Source organism: Paenibacillus phoenicis (assembly GCF_034718895.1).
Lineage (GTDB): Bacteria > Bacillota > Bacilli > Paenibacillales > Paenibacillaceae > Fontibacillus > Fontibacillus phoenicis.
On record NZ_JAYERP010000001.1, the window covers coordinates 2,582,501 to 2,598,819 of the forward strand.

Annotated in this window: 18 protein-coding genes and 1 other annotated feature (1 of these 19 cut by a window edge); all 18 genes read right to left on the reverse strand. The window is 52.9% G+C overall.

Going from position 1 to position 16,319, the window contains the following annotated elements; genetic code table 11:
- Positions 1 to 909 carry the start of a LysM peptidoglycan-binding domain-containing protein gene (locus tag U9M73_RS12155; protein ID WP_323077446.1) on the reverse strand. It extends 1,131 nt beyond the left edge of the window, so only the first 909 of its 2,040 coding nucleotides appear in the window; it begins with the start codon at positions 907 to 909; the stop codon falls past the left edge of the window.
- Positions 910 to 1,072: 163 nt separating this feature from the next.
- Positions 1,073 to 1,951, reverse strand: coding sequence for a branched-chain-amino-acid transaminase (gene ilvE, locus U9M73_RS12160; protein WP_085279368.1), 879 nt, complete (start codon positions 1,949 to 1,951; stop codon positions 1,073 to 1,075).
- The gene (gene pheA / locus U9M73_RS12165; RefSeq protein WP_260071165.1) at positions 1,951 to 2,847 is read right to left on the reverse strand and encodes a prephenate dehydratase; all 897 of its coding nucleotides are present in this window, start codon (positions 2,845 to 2,847) and stop codon (positions 1,951 to 1,953) included. The genes ilvE and pheA overlap by 1 nt, the downstream gene beginning before the upstream one ends.
- Before the next feature lie 59 nt (positions 2,848 to 2,906).
- A complete protein-coding gene (gene thrB, locus U9M73_RS12170) occupies positions 2,907 to 3,872 on the reverse strand; it encodes a homoserine kinase (RefSeq protein WP_323077447.1) in 966 nt (321 codons plus the stop codon).
- A complete protein-coding gene (gene thrC, locus U9M73_RS12175) occupies positions 3,869 to 4,939 on the reverse strand; it encodes a threonine synthase (RefSeq protein ID WP_009225185.1) in 1,071 nt (356 codons plus the stop codon). Before thrC ends, thrB begins: the two co-directional genes overlap by 4 nt.
- 34 nt (positions 4,940 to 4,973) lie before the next feature.
- Positions 4,974 to 6,260: a homoserine dehydrogenase gene (locus U9M73_RS12180; protein ID WP_009225184.1), complete on the reverse strand. Its 1,287-nt coding sequence runs from the start codon at positions 6,258 to 6,260 to the stop codon at positions 4,974 to 4,976.
- Between the two features lie 61 nt (positions 6,261 to 6,321).
- A complete protein-coding gene (locus U9M73_RS12185; protein WP_016311133.1) occupies positions 6,322 to 6,759 on the reverse strand; it encodes an ACT domain-containing protein in 438 nt (145 codons plus the stop codon).
- Positions 6,760 to 6,889: 130 nt separating this feature from the next.
- On the reverse strand, positions 6,890 to 8,200 hold the full coding sequence (obgE, locus tag U9M73_RS12190; protein WP_009225182.1) for a GTPase ObgE: 1,311 nt from the start codon (positions 8,198 to 8,200) through the stop codon (positions 6,890 to 6,892).
- Positions 8,191 to 8,955: a Spo0B domain-containing protein gene (locus U9M73_RS12195; protein ID WP_323077450.1), complete on the reverse strand. Its 765-nt coding sequence runs from the start codon at positions 8,953 to 8,955 to the stop codon at positions 8,191 to 8,193. The genes obgE and U9M73_RS12195 overlap by 10 nt, the downstream gene beginning before the upstream one ends.
- 155 nt (positions 8,956 to 9,110) lie before the next feature.
- Positions 9,111 to 9,422: a 50S ribosomal protein L27 gene (gene rpmA / locus U9M73_RS12200; RefSeq protein WP_009225180.1), complete on the reverse strand. Its 312-nt coding sequence runs from the start codon at positions 9,420 to 9,422 to the stop codon at positions 9,111 to 9,113.
- An 18-nt stretch (positions 9,423 to 9,440) separates the two neighbouring features.
- A complete protein-coding gene (locus U9M73_RS12205) occupies positions 9,441 to 9,776 on the reverse strand; it encodes a ribosomal-processing cysteine protease Prp (RefSeq protein ID WP_009225179.1) in 336 nt (111 codons plus the stop codon).
- Between the two features lie 14 nt (positions 9,777 to 9,790).
- On the reverse strand, positions 9,791 to 10,102 hold the full coding sequence (gene rplU / locus U9M73_RS12210; RefSeq protein ID WP_009225178.1) for a 50S ribosomal protein L21: 312 nt from the start codon (positions 10,100 to 10,102) through the stop codon (positions 9,791 to 9,793).
- Positions 10,103 to 10,115: 13 nt separating this feature from the next.
- Positions 10,116 to 10,204, reverse strand: a sequence feature (ribosomal protein L21 leader region).
- 55 nt (positions 10,205 to 10,259) lie between these two features.
- Entirely contained in the window at positions 10,260 to 11,447 is a 1,188-nt protein-coding gene (locus U9M73_RS12215) for an Rne/Rng family ribonuclease (protein ID WP_323077452.1), read from the reverse strand.
- 93 nt (positions 11,448 to 11,540) lie between these two features.
- The gene (locus U9M73_RS12220) at positions 11,541 to 12,398 is read right to left on the reverse strand and encodes a M50 family metallopeptidase (RefSeq protein WP_323077454.1); all 858 of its coding nucleotides are present in this window, start codon (positions 12,396 to 12,398) and stop codon (positions 11,541 to 11,543) included.
- A complete protein-coding gene (locus U9M73_RS12225; protein ID WP_323077455.1) occupies positions 12,391 to 13,296 on the reverse strand; it encodes a M23 family metallopeptidase in 906 nt (301 codons plus the stop codon). Before U9M73_RS12225 ends, U9M73_RS12220 begins: the two co-directional genes overlap by 8 nt.
- Before the next feature lie 413 nt (positions 13,297 to 13,709).
- On the reverse strand, positions 13,710 to 14,855 hold the full coding sequence (locus U9M73_RS12230; RefSeq protein WP_009225174.1) for an FtsW/RodA/SpoVE family cell cycle protein: 1,146 nt from the start codon (positions 14,853 to 14,855) through the stop codon (positions 13,710 to 13,712).
- Between the two features lie 3 nt (positions 14,856 to 14,858).
- Positions 14,859 to 15,656, reverse strand: coding sequence for a septum site-determining protein MinD (gene minD / locus U9M73_RS12235; protein WP_009225173.1), 798 nt, complete (start codon positions 15,654 to 15,656; stop codon positions 14,859 to 14,861).
- A gap of 3 nt (positions 15,657 to 15,659) precedes the next feature.
- Positions 15,660 to 16,319 carry a septum site-determining protein MinC gene (gene minC, locus U9M73_RS12240; RefSeq protein WP_009225172.1) on the reverse strand — a complete coding sequence of 220 codons (660 nt, stop codon included), beginning with the start codon at positions 16,317 to 16,319 and terminating at the stop codon, positions 15,660 to 15,662.

Sequence of the window (16,319 nt, forward strand, 5' to 3'; positions counted from 1 at the left end):
GCTAACTCCTGTGGGTTCCCCCTTCATGGGCACATGGCTGTAAGGGTTAACGTTTTGCGGCCCGTAATTTGCAGGAGAGATATTCGGTTCGTACGAATAGGGCTGAATCTTAACGGGTTCATGCTTTTGCGGCTCGAAATGAATCGGTTGGAGCTTCGTGGATTCATATTGGATTTGTTCCACTTCCATTTTGATCTCCATCGGTACTACTTTAGGCGGCTGAACTTGCGCCGGCTGTTGCTTCGGCGGCGCCACATTGATGGGCTGTTGCTTCGGCGGCGCCACATTGATGGGTTGTTGCTTCGGTGGTGCCACGTTGATCGGCTGCTGCTTTGGCGGTTCTACGTTGATTGGCTCTTGTTTCGATGGCTCCGTTTTCTTCGGCGCTTCCTTCGGCTTTTCGGTTTTCACCGGCTCCACCTTCTCCGGCTTCGGCGCCGTCATTTCCGGCTTGGTGCCCGTTGGGGCTTTCTTTCCGGAACCAGCGATTGGCGCCGTGTTTTTCTTGCCGGTTTGCACCGGCGACATCCCCACGTTCGGCGCAGAAGGGTTGTCGACCTCACCCCACGGATTTCCCGCACCCGTAGGAATGTTGACGATGTCCCCAACCTTCAATTGATTCGGGTCGCTAAGCTGTGGGTTTGCATCGATCAGACTCTGCAAAGGTAATCCCCAAGCTTTGGACAGCTTCCATAACGTGTCCCCCTGCTTGACAATGTGCTTGTAGACATTGCCCGTTTCACCGCCAATCGGTACGGCCACGGCTGGAATCTTTACTTTGTCACCGATGTTCAATTGATTTGGATTGGCGATCTGCGGGTTAGCTTCGATCAGTTTTTCCAGAGGCACGTTATACTTTTTTGAGAGCTCAAACAAAGTATCGCCTTTTTTCACAATATGGATTTTCACGCGATAAAGACCTCCTAGGTTTCTTCTCCGGTACGTGATGATCGCCCGGGGCCCATTTATTACATCCTATGCAGGAGCCCGATTTTTGACATCCTAGAAAAGAAAAAATCCTATCTCCCTCTTAGGTCGAGGAAAATAGGATTCTTGTCGGCCTTACCGAACGTTACCAAACTTTCAATCCGTCCTTATCAACGATCGCGCGGAATTCCTCCAGCAACTTCAGCGTAATCGGGCCGGCATGCCCTTCGCCGATAATGCGGCCGTCGACTTCGCGCACAGCGATAACTTCGGCAGCTGTCCCCGTCAGGAACACTTCGTCAGCGACATAAACGTCATGCAACGTAAATGGCTGCTCTTGGATATTGTAGCCTTTTTTGCGGCAAATTTCGATGATCGCTTGGCGGGTAATGCCGTCCAAGGCGCCCAAGTAACATGGAGGAGTAGTAATAACCCCGTTTTTGACGATGAAAATATTATCGCCCGAACCCTCCGTAACGTACCCTTGCGCGTTCAGCATGATCGCTTCTCCTGCACCGGACAGGTTCGACTGGATTTTCACCAAAATGTTGTTCAAATAGTTCAGCGATTTGATCTTCGGATTCAGAGCGTCCGGAATGTTGCGGCGCGTCGATACGGAGACGGTTTTCAGCCCGGTTTTGTAGGCTTCCTCCGAATAGATCGCAAGCTGCTCTACGATAATGATCACCGAGGCTTTCGGGCAACGATTTGGATCCAATCCGAGGTTGCCGGCGCCGCGGGAAACTACAAGACGGATATAACCGTTGCGCAGATCATTGCGGCGAAGCGTCTCGACCAGCGCATCTTCCATTTCCTGATACGTCAGCGGAATGTCCAACATAATGGATTTAGCCGAATCGTATAGGCGGTCCAAATGCTCCTTGCATTTAAAGATGTTCCCGTTATAAATGCGGATGCCTTCAAAAATCCCGTCCCCGTACAAAAATCCATGGTCATATACGGAAACCTTTGCTTGATCTTTTGTTACGAATTGTCCATCTAAATAAATCCATTGTTCTGCCATTATTTTGGCACCTCCGCTTTTTGATCTCCAAACGATAAGCTGGGATAACTGCCCAGCACGCGTACTTGACAGCTTAACGCTTCGATTTCTCCAATCGCTGAACTCAGCAGCACAGAATCGATCGATTCAAGCACATCCATAATAAAATAGTAATTGCCAAGCCGTTTCTTCGTAGGGCGCGACTCAATGCGCGACAAATTCAGCTTACGCCATGCAAATGCAGACAATACCTGATGCAAGGCGCCCGGAAAATCCTCCGGCAACGTCACCAGCAGACTTGTTTTATTTTGAGCAGCTGGATATTTCAGTTCAAACGGCCGCGGGCCGATCAGAACAAACCGGGTATAGTTGTTGTCGTGGTCCGTCACTTGGCGAGCCAAGACATCCAATCCATGGCGCTTAGCCCCAAGTGCCGTACCGATCGCCGTCCAGCCTTGTCCCGGATTTTTCTTCACCAGTTCTACCGCTTCTGAAGTGCTGCCGGTATGTTCCAGCTCCGCCTTGGGCATCCGTGAACGGATAAATTGCAGGCATTGGGCCATCGCAACCGGATGGGACAGCACCTTCGTCACTTTGCTGTAATCAATGTCGCCCGATGGATCGGCCGCTTGGAACTCTTCCCGCTTGCCGATCAAATTCTGCACGGAAGGGTACACCCATTCAACCTGCATCGGAACATCCACTTCATGGACAAGCCAATCCATATGAAGACTGACGGAGCCTTCAATCGTATTCTCCATCGGGATGACGCTGTAATCGCTGTGTCCGCTGGCCGTGGCTAAGAATACGTCGGAAATCTGCTTGAAGTGCAGCAGCTCCACCGGCTCATCGCCAAACAGGTGCAGCGCCGCTTCATGGGATACCGAGCCTTCCGGCAGCAATGCTATTCGTTTCATCTCCTGACTTCCCCTCATCAAGGTGGTTCAACCATTTATCTTATTCGATCACGAAGCTCTTACGATCCGTAGGCTTGAATGTGATCCAGAAATGAACCTTCACTCTCCATAGTAAGCTCCACTGCCCCCGATGTGCAAGGCTTCAACCGCATGGTCTGCGCGGAGATGCCTTCCCCACTCAGCACCTCCAGCAAAAACGACTCCAGCTGTTTGTCCGCTCCCTGACGGCGGTCCGTCAGACAGAGCAGCGTCGGTCCGGCTCCGCTTAAGGCAGCGCCCAAAGCCCCATGGGCAGTTGCTTCCTCAAGGATCCGGGCCATTCCGGGCACGAGTGCAGCCCGGTACGGCTGATGCAGCCGATCGCGCATGGCAGCCGGGATCAAATCCAGCCGGCCGGCGGCTAACGCCGCTGTAAGCAGGGACGTGCGGCTGACGTTGTACACCGCATCCTGCAGGCTGATCTGCTTCGGCAGCGCCTCACGCGCCTTGGAGGTGGACAGCTGAAAGTCAGGAATAGCAACGAGCACCTCCAGATCGGCCGGCGGCTCGATGCGCAGCACATCCGCGTGCGCCCCGTCCCAAACCGCGGTAATAATCCCGCCGAACAGGGAGGCACCAACGTTGTCCGGATGCTTCTCCAAGGCCGTAGCCATATCGAAGAGCTTGGCCTTGCTTAAAGGCTCGCCAACCAGCAGGTTGGCCGCAAACAGCGCCCCGACGATCGCCGAAGCGCTGCTGCCAAGCCCGCGGGTTAACGGAATATCTGATTTCATCGAGATTTCCAGTTCCGGTAAGGTCACGCCGGCTTCCGCAAACACCGATTGCGCGACTTGGTATACCAGATTGCTTTTATCGGTCGGCAGTCCTTCCAGGTTCCCCCCATGCAGGGTGATCACCGTGGAGGTTGCCGGTTTCATTTCAATCCAGGCATAGAGGTTAAGCGCCATACCAAGCGTATCAAAGCCGGGCCCCAGATTCGCCGTGCTTGCCGGCACCTTGACCCGGACGCCTTCCCGGCGAATCATGCCCGTGCTCCTTGCAGCTTGGCGATCGCATTCAGCACCGCTTCCTCCGTATCCTGTACGACAAGCGGTTCGCCGCCAATGCTCTTGATCGCGATGTTCGGATCCTTCAGACCATGTCCGGTCAGCACGCAAACGACGGTCTCGCCGCCTTTGAAATAGCCTTCCCGATGCAGTTTATATACGCCGGCGATTGAAGCAGCCGATGCCGGCTCGGCAAAGATACCTTCCTTGGCAGCGATAGTGCGGTATGCATCAAGGATTTCGTCGTCCGTAACATAGTTGATTTGCCCGCCGGATTCCTCCGCGGCGGCGACAGCTGTCTTCCAGCTGGCCGGATTGCCAATCCGAATGGCGGTCGCAATCGTTTCCGGCTCCAGAATTGGCTCGCCTTTGACGATCGCCATCGCGCCTTCGGCCTCGAATCCAACCATCCGCGGCAGAGAAGTCGATTTACCGCGCTCATAATATTCCTTGAAGCCTTTCCAATAGGCCGAGATATTGCCCGCGTTGCCGACGGGAATCGCCAATACATCCGGCGCTTTCCCCAGTTGGTCGCACACCTCGAATGCCGCTGTTTTCTGGCCTTCAATGCGGTACGGGTTCACCGAGTTGACCAGCGTGATCGGATGCTTGGCGGTGATGTCGCGCACGATTTCGAGCGCCCGGTCGAAGTTACCTTCGATGGCAATCACTTTCGCCCCGTAAATCATCGCTTGCGCCAGCTTTCCGAGGGCAATGTTGTTGTTCGGAATCAGCACGATGCAGTCGATTCCCGCCCGAGCCGCATAAGCCGCTGCCGCTGCCGAGGTATTCCCCGTGGACGCGCACATAATCGTCCGGCTGCCTTCCTCCACCGCTTTCGCGACGGCCATCACCATTCCGCGGTCCTTAAAGGAACCGGTTGGATTCAGCCCTTCATATTTGAAATACAGATCCAGGCCCAGCTCCTTCGACAGGTTCTCCGCGCGAACCAGCGGGGTATTGCCTTCCTGCAGCGTCAGCTTCGGCGTCTTGTCGCTCACCGGCAAATATTCCTTGTACGTTTCCAGCAATCCGAGATATCTCATGCAAAAAGAACTCCTTTATTCTGAATTAATGTTATTATCCCTCTACGCGATACACGCTTTTGATCCGATGAATGACGTCCAGCGATTCGAAATGGGCCAATACCTTATCCATGCTTGCCTTGCTGGCATTGTGCGTCACGATCATAATTTCAGCACCTTCAACATTCGTATTTGGCGACTGTACGACCGACTCCAAGCTCACCTCGTATTCGGCGAAGACTTGGGTGATCTGCGCCAGAACGCCGGCTTTATCGTCGACGTGGAGCAACAGGAAGTTTTTGTAGGCGATTTGTTCGTCGGTTTTCAGCTTCTTGGGCTTATACGGGACGATGGCTTTCAAACCGTTCACGCCAAGCTTGAGGTTCTTAACGACAGCGACCAGGTCCGCAACCACGGACGTGGCCGTCGGCATTTCGCCGGCTCCCGCACCGTAGAACATCGTTTCCCCAACGGCTTCCCCATACACGTACACCGCATTGTAAACGCCATTTACGGCCGCGATCGGATGCGTATTCTTCACCATGGTCGGCTGAACCGTAATGCTGAATTCGTCATCCTGCCGTTCTGCGATGCCGAGCAGCTTCATCTCATACCCAAGACGCTTGGCATATAAAATATCTTCCTTGGATACCGAAGTTATGCCTCGAACATGCACATCGTCCAGTTCCACGTTGGTGCGGAAACCGAGGGTTGCGAGAATCGCCATTTTGCGAGCGGCATCCAATCCCTCCACGTCGGAGGTCGGATCGGACTCTGCGTATCCGAGCTGCTGCGCTTCCTTCAGCACATCCTCGTAAGAAGCGCCTTCCTGGCTCATTTTGCTCAAAATATAATTGGTCGTTCCATTGACAATCCCCATAATTTTCATAATCCGATCCGAGGAAAAGCCTTCAATCAACGTGCGAATGATCGGTATGCCGCCGGCCACGCTGGCTTCATAAAATACGTCGCATTGATGCTCCATCGCCTTGGCCAGAATCTCTGAGCCATACAGCGCCATCAAATCCTTGTTTGCGGTCACGATATGCTTGCCGCGTTCGAGCGCCTCCAAAATATAAGCTTTTGTCTGATCCACGCCGCCCATAACTTCCACAATCACGTCGATCTCCGGATCTCGGATGACCGACCAGGGGTCCTCCGTCAGCTTTCGTGGATCCACATGGACGCTGCGCGTTTTGTCTAAGGTCTTAACGGCAATTTTCTCAATGACGATCGGCGAACCCACCTGACTGCTGAGATCCTCCTGATGTCCTTCCAAGATCCGGACCACGCCGGTCCCTACCGTGCCAAGTCCGAGCAGTCCTACTTTCACAGGCTTCACAGCCGTCCCCTCCCGTTATCCAATTACGGTTTTTTTCGTCTAATTTCTCCTCTTTACCTTGTTAACCTTGACCAACGATCTGTGTTCTCCTTACGCCCGGAATGCTTTGCAGCGAATCCAGCATCTCATCCAGCTCTTCGGTTAAGCGCGAGGTTTCCACGGAGATCACGACATTGGCTTTGCCTTGTAGCGGGATGCTCTGATTAATCGTCAATACGTTGCCGCCGGAACCGGCGATCAGCGCAAGCACCTTCGATAAGATCCCGGACCGGTGCTCCAGATCAAAGGAGATGGTCACGATGCTTTCCCGTTCGAATTGATTGAGTTGATGAATGCCGTCTTTATATTTATAAAAAGCGCTGCGACTTAACCCCACTTGAGCAACAGCCTCATGAACTGTTTTGGCGTCGCCGGAGGCCAAGAGCTGCTTTACCTGTAAGGTCTTAACTACCGCTTCTGGCAAAATATCCTCACGAACCAAATAGTAGTGCTCCTTCACGAACGTCCTCTCCTTAGAGACTTTTGTTTTCATATAGTGGACATTATAACGGATATGACGCAGGGTGGCAATGATTTTTTGTCCTGACCCATAGCAAAAAAAAGCACCCAAAAGGTGCTCTTTTCCATCATCAGTAGTAGCTGCTGCCTTCAACGAACTCAAACTCGAAGTCCCCGATGCGGACCAGCGTACCGTCCTTGGCCCCCCGCTTGCGAAGCTCATCGTCTACCCCCATATGCCGCAGCGTGCGGGCCAGCTTCAGGATGGCGTCATGCGAATTCAGCTGCATCCGCTTCATCATCCGCTCGATCTTCGCGCTTTCCACCACGAAAGTCTCGTTTTCGCGGCGGATCGTAAAGCCTTCGTCTTCCTTTTTGTCCAATTTGTAAATTTTGCGTTCCGCCAGTTCGGTCACTTCTTCGATCGCAGGCGCCTCCGGAATTTGCTCCAGCAGCTCCGCCACGCGGTAGAGCAACTCTTGGACACCCTGACGAGTCAATGAAGAAATCGGCATAATCTCCAAATCCCCGCGCACCTTGGCGACTTCGGCACGGAATTTCTCCAAATTCGCTGCCGCTTCAGGCATATCCATCTTATTGGCGGCTACGATCTGCGGGCGTTTCTCCAAATCGGCATTGTACAGCCGCAGCTCGTCGTTAATTTTCTGCCAATCGTCAAAAGGATCCCGCCCTTCCGAGCCAGCCATGTCAACGACATGGACGATCAACCGCGTCCGCTCGACGTGCCGCAAGAACTCATGGCCCAGACCAACGCCTTCATGGGCCCCTTCGATCAATCCAGGCAAATCCGCCATCACGAAGCTCCGGCCGTCGCCCACATCAACAACCCCCAAATTCGGGGTGATCGTTGTGAAATGGTAGGCGCCGATCTTTGGTTTTGCTGCCGATACAACGGATAACAACGTCGATTTCCCAACGCTAGGGAACCCGACCAGTCCGACATCGGCCATCACCTTCAGCTCGAGCACGACCCAGCGTTCTTCGCCCTCTTCGCCATGCTCTGCCAGCTCAGGTGCCGGGTTGTTTGGCGTAGCGAACCGGATATTGCCGCGACCTCCACGACCTCCGCGGGCCACAACCACCTCCTGCCCATGGCGCGTCAAATCGGCAAGCACCTCTTGGGTATCGTCGTCAATGACAACCGTTCCGGGGGGGACCCGGACGATCATGTTCTCCGCATTTGCTCCGTGCTGGCTCTTATTCCGCCCCTTCTCTCCGCGCTGCGCCTTGAAATGCCGTTGATAGCGGAAATCCATCAGCGTTCTCAAGCCTTCATCAACGCGGAAAATCACGTCGCCGCCTTTGCCGCCGTCACCGCCGGCCGGACCGCCTTCGGGCACGTATTTCTCCCGGCGAAAAGCGACCAGCCCGTCGCCGCCGTCGCCCCCCTTGACATAAATTTTCGCTTTATCTACAAACATGCGTTCACCTCGTTTATTTTTCCACAAGCCACCCGTAGCCGCAACGAACCGTCTTCCGCATCGCCACGGTCAGCCTTAACCCGCAATCCCGCCATTCCTTCATCAAGAAGGCGGACAAGTACCTCCGGATTCCCCTTGGAACCGGCCTGTTCAAACCGAACGATGACTTCGCCGTCCTCACGGTACATCGACATCTTCAACTGCAGCGTCTCTCCCCAAGAAGAACGCCCGTTATACTGGAAGATCCGCACCGTTTCCACGATGGCCTCCGTCAGTTCTTCCGCTTGCTCCGCAGTAAGCAATTGATCCAGCTGCAGTTCGTCCTCAATGTCAACGTCGAGATGAATCGAACCGTTGACCTCGCGGAACGATTGTAAGTAGAAGACCAAGGCCGGAATGCCTAACCTGGAAATTTTACTTTCTACGGCCATTCGTTCTTTTATTCTTTCCACGCAATCGGCGAGTTTATCAATTTTCCGAAGTTGGATATACCCATATAGAATCTGCAGATCGTTCATCCAATCGTGGCGATGATGACCCAGCGTGGCGGAGGCCGTTCGTTGGACCGATTCCAGCAAATGCTTCCGCTCGATTTCGGCTCCTTTCCGAAGATGCCGTACATATAGCCCAAACAACACGAAAAGAGCCCCGCACAGGAGGACCTGTCCGATCGGCGACTTCAGAAAATAAGCTAGTGTCAGGCTAACGAGCGCGATCAACACGATCATTGCCCTCACCATGAACCGATGTTTCATATCTTCCCCGTTCCTCTAACAGATTGGGCGGAATGAAACTCCCCACCCTGACATCCCTACCCAGTATAACATACCTCAACCAAGTTCGCTCCCGTTATGTATGTAAAAAAGTAAAGCCCTGACACCAACGTGCCAGGGCTCTTGATTCATAGCTCTTAAGCTTCGACTGTAGCCGCTACAGGAGCGGTTTCCACAGGGTAGACGCTCACTTTTTTGCGATCGCGACCCCAACGTTCGAATTTCACAACGCCGTCGATTTTCGCAAACAGCGTATCGTCCGAACCGATGCCTACGTTTGTACCTGGGTGGATTTTCGTACCGCGTTGGCGAACGAGAATGCTTCCGCCCGTTACCAATTGGCCATCAGCACGTTTCACGCCAAGGCGTTTCGCGATGCTGTCGCGTCCGTTCTTCGTGGAACCTACGCCCTTCTTGGAAGCGAACAACTGGAGATCCAATTTCAACATTGTAGTCTACCTCCTTCTTCAAATAATGACGTCCTGTATCTGAATATACTTCCCGTATGATTCTTCGATACTCTTCAGCATAACGACAAGCGAGGCAAGCAGCAGTTGCGCTTGTGCTCCGGCTTCTTCCGTTTCGACCGTATCAGGAAGATTCGCGCTAAGAAAGCCGTTCTTCATCCTGGAGTCCATCACAATGCCCGTCAACGCTTCGATCGAGTTGACCGTTCCAACGGTCACGGCCGACACGCCCGCGCAGACGATGTCCTCACCGGCCTTCGCATAGCCGGCATGGCCTTCCACCTTAAAGCCTGCGATGTCGTTATTCTTCCGGCGTAATATGGAGACGATAATCAAGTTATCGCACCTTCTTACGCTTGGATTTTCTCGATCGTTACTTTCGTGTAAGGTTGACGATGACCTTGCTTCTTGTGGTAGTTCTTCTTCGGTTTGTATTTGTAAACGATCACTTTTTGGCCTTTGCCATGCTTCTCGACTTTCGCCGTTACGCTAGCGCCGGATACCAATGGAGTTCCCGTTACCAAACCTTCACCTTTCGATACTGCCAACACACGGTCGAACGTTACGCTTGCACCGTCTTCTGCGTTCAATTTCTCGATGTAAAGCACATCGCCTTCTTGAACACGGTATTGTTTACCGCCGGTTTCGATAATTGCGTACATTTGCTTGCACCTCCTCATGTCTCAGACTCGCCTGATTCAGGTGCCGTTAGACGCAAAGGTCCAGCGGACTTGTTAACCCGATCGGAGCGGTTGCAGCATGTGCACAAGCTAACTCATGACACATACCCTAATATACTACCATGCACCTTGCAAAAAATCAACTGATTACCGTAATCTCTTCCCGCATTCTTTTTCGCGTCATTTCCAGCAAGCCGAGCTTGGTCCATCCCAAAATATGATGCTGTGTACGGTCGCCAGCCAGCGCCTGCTCCAGCCGCTCCCAAACGGCCGATCGATGCTCGTCGCTGTTCATATCGATAAAATCTACGATGATAATGCCGCCGGTATCCCGCAGCCGAATCAGCCGGGCCATCTCCTGCGCGGCCTCCAGATTGGTGCGGAACACCGTATCCTCCAAGCTGTCTCCCCCGGTGAACTTGCCGGTATTCACGTCAATCACGGTCAACGCCTCAGTCGTGTCCCACACGAGGTAGCCGCCCCCCGGCAGCCAGATTTTCCGCTGAAAATCCTTCTCCATCTGCTGCCTCACTTCATAATAATCAAAGATCGGCACTTCGCTTTCATGCACAATGATGCGCGGCGTCTCCCCCGGCAGCATCGCCTGCAGAAAAGCAAGCGCCTCCTCCGCCTGCTCCGGACAATCCATGATCAGTTCGTCCGTTTCCGGGCTATATACGTCGCGCATCAAACGTTGGATCATGCTTAAATCCTGGTGCAGTACGACCGGAGCTGCCGCATGCTTCGCCTTCTCCTGGATGGCGGCCCATTGCTTGCGCAGCTGCGCGAGATCTTCCGCGATCGCCTTGCCGTCCTCTTCCTCGGCGACCGTGCGCAGAATCAATCCCTCCTCCTCGCTGCGCAGCTCCTCACCAAGCAGCTTGAGGCGTTGCTTCTCCTCTTCGCATGCGATCTTCTTGGAGACGGCAACATAACCAGCCGTCGGCATATAGACCAGCCAGCGTCCCGGCAAAGAATAATGAGTCGTCACCCGCGCACCTTTGTTGCCGATCGCTTCTTTTACAACCTGTACGACCAGCTCTTGGCCTGGCTTCAGAAGCTCCGCGATCGACGGCTTCTGCTTCGGCTGCTTCTCCAAATGAGGGTGCAGCACGTCGTCGATATAGAGAAACGCATTCTTTTTTTGACCGATATCCACAAAAGCGGCCTGCATACCCGGAATGACATTAACCACTTTGCCTTTCACAAAGCTGCCAACCAGTCCTCGATGTTGAGAACGCTCCGCCGCATATTCCACCAGCTTGCCGTTTTCTAGAAGCGCAATTTCGGTAGAGCCAGGTCCGCAGTGAACAATCATCCTCTTCATGATCTCACCCTTCATACTTTCGTCATCCATTGATCATGAACTCGCTTATTATCAAGTAACATGCCCGTTCCATTATATCACGTCTGTCGCGCTTCAAGCCCCAGAGCCTCCCTGTAAGAAAGAGGAAATCACTCGTTGTTCCGGAACGACCGCCACGATGTTCCCCTGTTGGTTCATCACGTAAATAAAATGATATTTTTCTCTCTTAAATAGACGCAAAATGTGATCCAAAGGTTTCGTTTTCTCCGCAACGATTGGTTGGGCCAACGTCCCGCTCAGCAGATGTCTGGAAAAGCTGCGATCCCGGTTCACCAGAAAACGGATAAAACGATAGGGAATGTTCCGATAATCGGTCAGATTGGAATAAAGCAGGAAGAGGCCAATGAGCAGAAGATTCAGCTGCATCCCACCTAACCCGAGCAATAGCGGCAAGAAGGAGTAGGCCACCAGCAAGGCGCTGGACAGCAAGCTGATACGGTAAGACCAGAGCAGCGTGGCATAATAAGGCATAACCAGGCTGCATAAAGCCTGCGAGATTTTGCCGCCGTCCAGCGGCAGGATGGGCAGCAGATTAAATAAAGCAATGAGCAGATTGCTTTGAATAAAATAGCTCAAAAACGGCCCGTCCCAGATCCCGACGGCATGAAGCAGTAAGGAGGCGCCGATCAGCAACAGGTTTTGCAGCGGGCCTGCCAAAGCGATAACCATCTCGCGCCCGGCTGTGAGGTCCCCCGCATCCTCCATGACCGCCACGCCTCCAAAGGGAAGCATTTGGACGGACAAGACTTTGATGTCGTACATGCGAGCGGCAAACACATGGCCCATCTCATGCACGAACACGATTGTGAACAAGGCAAGCAGTTCCAGAAAGTGGCCGGTCAGCACAGACATCAGCATAATAATGACGAAAAAAGGGTGGAACGAAATCGCGATGCCGCGCCATTTAATCAAATGGAATCACATCCGCCGGATCGATATACCGGTCATCTTTTTTGATCGCAAAATAAAGCGTCGGCAATGGCGACTGCGTTCGCGGCGGAAGGCTGCCCAGAACATCGCCCCCTTCCAGCCAGTCCCCTTTTTCAACGGAGATCTGCTCCAAATGTCCATATACCGAGACGTATCCCCCGGCATGCTGTACCGTCACGGTCTGTCCGGTCTCGGCTTCCCGGGCAACGCGAAGCACCCGTCCGGTCTCGATGGCTTTGACCTGCAAGCTGCCGGTGTCAGGAATAATTTCAACTCCTTTTAAGCTCAAGGCAAATGGACTGGCAAGACTGCCCTCAATCGGCAGTGAAAAACCAGCTGCGCCTCCTACTCTCAGCCCATGATCTTCATTGGTTTTAAAGATGGGAATAAAGGATGGTGCCCCTCCGAAATTACGTTCGTACCAGGCTTGGGCCGCTTGGAAATCCATCTCCACGGTAAGCGACTTGGCAATAAACGCGCGGATGGGCGTCGCCCAGGCCGGCTCATAGCGGTTCATGCCCCAGATCGCCGCAAACAGTAACGTGCTAATCACCAGGCGAACGAACATCGCGAACCAGAACGTCGAACGTTTTCCCGGCCCGGGACCCATCAGCTCATCGTCACCCTTTCCGCTTCCATAAGCGCCAGCATAAGGATCGTGCCAGCGGCCTTGCCCGCGCTTCCATAACAGCTCGGGATCGGGATCAGTGTCGTCCTGACCTGCACTAACAGGCCATGGCTTCGTTCTCGGAGGTGCAGCCGCCCGTCCGGGGGCAGCTCCCCAGCCCTGATCCGGCGGCAGCGGCCCTACGGCGTCTTCCATCGTCAATTGCCGAATCCGCTCCGCTCTCCGCTTTTTGACATTTGATTTCACGTCCATGCTCTTATCCCCCCGCTCCGCTCCACAATTCGTGGTTGTCCCATAAGTCATCCGTTCCTGCCGCTGCCTTCTTCTCTGGCAGGGCCTGTACTACATACTTATGAGCCACAGGAATGGAATATGAACAAGCTTGGAGATCCGCCTAATCGCTCCTGAGCTGGGAAGTGAATAGAGGTAATTTATGTTCTTATTCCACCACGTTTATCTTCAAGCGCACATCATAACGGTAATTTTTGGCCTTATTGATGCGACTTCACCAACAAACATGCTGGAGTTCTCACGAATAAGGGAAAAAAATGACCTTATTTCAGCCAATCTCTTTGACTTCGCAAAAATAAGGCCATCTTTTACCTCTATGAGGTGCAGCGGTGGTCAATAAACCAAAAAACCGGTGCTGCCGGCACCGGTTTATCCTAATCCACCTTATATTTCTCCTGATGCAGCTTAATGCTGAACACCAGTCCGATACATAACATATTGATGAGCAGCGAGGTTCCTCCATAGCTGATGAACGGCAACGTAATCCCGGTAATCGGCATCAGGCCGATCATCATCCCGACGTTCTCGAAGATTTGGAACAGGAACATCGCAACGATACCAACAATCATGTAGGCGCCTCGTTTATCAATGCAATGCAGGGCGATTAAGATCATCCTGTAAATGAACAAGAAGTAGAGCAACAGCAGCACCGATGCCCCGATGAACCCAAACTCCTCGCCAACGACAACAAAAATCGAGTCCGAATACGGATACGGAACGAATTTCTTGTTCTTTAAGTCGCCTTTCATGTAACCGTCGCCGAGCAGTCCCCCGGAGCCGATGGCGATCTTGGCATAGTTGGATTGGTGCCGATCGTCGCTCGACGCTTGATCCGGGTTGATAAACGTGTTGATCCGCTGATACCAGTGAAGCTTCTGATGCTTCGCTAAATAGTCTTGAATCTGCGTATTATAGGCGTTAAACAACGTGACGAACAGAATCAATCCCGCTACCGCCGCGGTTAAACCGATCAAGACGTGGCTGTATCTGGCATTGCCGATCCACAGCATCCCTACCAACACGACGAGATAAATGATGGCATTTCCCAAGTCCGGTTGAATCAATACCAAAAAAAACGGCAGCAGCGTCACCAGCGTGATCGGAATAATGTCGCGCCGGAAGTGAAGCGGTTGCCCCATTTTTTTGCCTAATAAATACCCCGTCGTCAAAATGAGAATAACCTTAACCAATTCGGCCGGCTGAAATTGCAGCCCGCCAATCTTGAACCAGCTGCGCGCCCCGTTGATTTCCGGCGCAAACAGGTAGACGAGCACCAGCAGCACGCAGCCTGCTCCGTACACATACCAGCTGTACCGAAGCAACGTACGGTAATCCACCAAAGCCATACCGAACACGACCACGAACCCTAGCAAGTAAAATATGATCGTCTTCAGATCATACCACTGGAATTCCGTCTCATATGGAGCAATGGCACTGCGCACCAGGAGGGTACTAAACACCATAAACAAAGCAAGTATCCCTACCATCAGCCAGTCCACATGTTTAAGTTTAAAAAACAACGGTTATCCACCCATTCCAAAAAACTTCTTAAAGCGCGTAAATACGCCCTTCTTCTGATCCAGCAGCATCAGCGGCACGGTGTCGCCCAAAATCCGCCGCGCGATGTTGCGGTAGGCAATCGCAGCCGAAGAGTCCGGATTCATTACCGTCGGTTCGCCGCTGTTGGCGGCTTTAATGACCTTCTCATCGTCTGGCACGATGCCGATCAGATCGATGTTTAACACCTGAAGGATTCCTTCAATATCCAGCATATCCCCGGATTTCATCATATTGATTTTAATCCGGTTCACAACCAGCTTCGGCGAAGCGATATGCGAGTTCTCCAAGAGCCCGATAATTCGGTCCGCATCGCGTACAGCGGCATGTTCCGGCGTTGTGACCACGATCGCCTGATCCGCCCCGGCAATCGCGTTCTTAAACCCTTGCTCAATCCCCGCCGGGCAGTCGATAATTACGAATTCAAATTCCTTCTTCAGTTCCAGAACGATGTCTTTGACCTGATCTGGCGAAATCGCGTTTTTATCCTTCGTTTGCGCCGCCGGCAGCATATACAGCTCATCGAACCGCTTATCCTTCACCAGCGCTTGATTCAGTCGGCAGCGACCTTCGGCCACGTCGATCAAATCATAAATGATCCGATTTTCGAGCCCCATGACTACGTCCAAATTTCGCAAACCGATGTCCGTATCCACTAAACACACTTTTTTCCCCAGAAGCGCAAGCGCCGTGCCGATATTGGCCGAGGTCGTGGTTTTGCCCACCCCGCCTTTACCGGACGTTATTACGATAGCTTGTCCCATGATTCACACCCCTTTAAACACGTTAAGGTCCGGTCTCACCCGGGTGATATTGATGATTTTGTCGATCTGCATCTTCCCTTCCCGTAGAAAAGCGAACTCCATGCTCGTCTCCCGGTTCTCCCATTCATCCGGGGGCCGGCTGATCGTTTCCGCGATTCGAAGCTGCGTTGGAGACAAGTACGAAGCTGCAATGATCGAATTCTCGTTGCCCTCAAAGCCTGCATGGGCCATCCCGCGCAGAGCGCCGAGAATCAGAATGTCGCCGGTACAGCGAATCGTCCCCCCGGGATTCACATCGCCGATAAACAGCAGGTTGCCCTCATGATGCAGCACCTGACCCGAGCGGACAATCCCCGCAATCGTCGTCAGCGCTCCCGGCGCATCCGCCCGAACAATTTCCGGCATCTCAAAGGAGCGGACAAGCAGATTGCCTTTTTGCTTTAATATATCAAGAATCATGTCCTTCTGATCCTCAGTGACGAGTCGCATCCCCAGCTTCACATCGACATGGATGATCGGCCCAGTCAAGATATGTTGATGGCTAAATTCCAATTTATACTTTAATTCCTCCAGAAGACTCGAAAAATCGCATTTGTCGTCCAGCAGGAAAACCAGGCCATCTTTTACGCCTTTAATCGTCACGTGGTTGGATTTTACTGTCAT